Below are 1,810 nucleotides of genomic sequence, written 5' to 3'. Positions count from 1 at the left end.
CCGCCGGCGTCGTCGAGGAGGCCGTGGCCGGCGGCGGCGCCTGGTTCGACCCGGCCCGGCGCAGCGGCACCACCGGCCGCAGGCTGCTGGACCCCGAGGCGACGTCGCCACCGCTGTCGTTCGTCCTCGACGTCGCCGCCCGAGTGCCCGCCACCGGCGCCAAGCTCGCCCCCGGGGTGCCGCACGAGGCGCTGCCCGCCGCCGTCGCCGGGCGCGGCACCGAGGCGCAGTGGACCTCCGTCGACGGCGACGTCGTCGAGTGCGCCCTGTGGTGCGGTCCGCTGGCCCGGGCCGGCGTCCGCCGCAGCGCCGCGGTGGGCACCGCCGGCCCCGGCGGCACCCGCTGGCACGAGGTCGACGCCACCGCGGCCAGCACCACCCGCACCGCCGTCGTCGGCGCGGCGCTGCACGAGCCCGACGGCGCGGTGATCCGCGCCGGCCTCGTGGGCGCGGTGGCCGCCGCCCTGGACGGCTGGCTGATCGACGAGACCATCGCCTACGTCAGCTCCGACTCCCCCGCGCGCACGCCCCTGGCCCGCAGCTACGCGGTGGAGCACGTCATGCCCTTCGGCCTCAAGCCGCTGCGCGCCTGGCTGCGCCGGCACGACGTCGGCCGCCTCGTCGTGAAGAAGCGCGGCACCGCCGTCGAGCCGGAGGCGCTGCGCCGGCAGCTGCGGCTGCAGGGTGCGCGGGAGGCCACCGTCGTGCTCACCCGCGTCGCCGGCCGGCAGAGCGTCCTCGTGGTGCGGCCGCTGCCACCGGCCGACGACCGTCCCACCGGCTGAGACGGCCGTCCCGGCACGGTCACCGCGCGCCGGGGGGCGTGGCACCATGGGCGCGTGCGTGCCGACTCCCTGCGACTGGTGGCGCGCCTGCACGTGGACCTCGGCCGCCTGCAGAGCGCGGCGCTGTGTCCCCCCGCCCGGACCCGGTGACCTCTCCCCGGCCCGGCGGCCGGTCCACCGCGACCGGTGAGCGCGCGGCACCGCCCGCGCCCCCGCCCGCACCCGTTCGCACCCGTGCCCGCACCCACGACGAGGACCACGCCATGAACGCCGGCCCCGCCGCAGCCCCCGCCACCGAGACCGCACCCCCGCGCGCCCGCAGCCGCCGCGAGGGCGCCGCCGGCCGGTCGGAGGGGCAGTGGAAGGTCGACGGGCGCGCCCCGCTCAACGGCAACGAGGAGTTCAAGCAGGAGGACGACGGCCTCAACGTCCGGCAGCGGATCGAGGACGTCTACTCCAAGCAGGGGTTCGCGAGCATCGACCCCAAGGACCTGCGCGGCCGGATGCGCTGGTGGGGGCTCTACACCCAGCGCAAGGAGGGCATCGACGGCGGCCGCACCGCGAGCCTGCCGCCGGAGGAGCTGGACGCCGAGTACTTCATGATGCGCGTGCGCATCGACGGCGGCGCCCTGACCAGCGAGCAGCTGCGCGTCATCGGGCAGATCTCCGTGGAGTTCGCCCGCGGCACCGCCGACGTCACCGACCGGCAGAACGTCCAGTACCACTGGATCCGCGTGGAGGACGTGCCCGAGATCTGGCGGCGGCTGGAGTCCGTGGGGCTGTCCACCACCGAGGCGTGCGGCGACTGCCCCCGCGTCGTGCTCGGCAGCCCGGTCGCGGGGATCGCCGCCGACGAGATCCTCGACGGGACGTGGGCCGTGGAGGAGATCAACCGCCGATACGTCGGCGACCCGCAGTTCTCCAACCTGCCGCGCAAGTTCAAGAGCGCCGTCTCCGGCTCGCCCCGCCACGACGTCGTCCACGAGATCAACGACGTGGCCTTCATCGGCTCGGTGCACCCCGAG

The 1,810-nt window shown here is 76.6% G+C and carries 1 protein-coding gene and 1 pseudogene; both read left to right on the top strand.

Annotated elements, in window-relative coordinates:
* Positions 1-785: THUMP-like domain-containing protein (locus tag ABEB16_RS18205; protein WP_425560246.1), on the top strand; the 785-nt coding region annotated here is incomplete at its 5' end.
* 263 nt (positions 786-1,048) lie between these two features.
* A pseudogene (locus ABEB16_RS18200) lies at positions 1,049-1,810 on the top strand (nitrite/sulfite reductase); the annotation flags it as partial.

The sequence above is a fragment of the Kineococcus glutinatus genome (assembly GCF_039542765.1).
GTDB classification, from domain to species: Bacteria; Actinomycetota; Actinomycetes; order Actinomycetales; family Kineococcaceae; genus Kineococcus_A; species Kineococcus_A glutinatus.
Note: the sequence above shows the minus strand (reverse complement) of the source record. Positions and strands in the feature narration are given on the sequence as shown.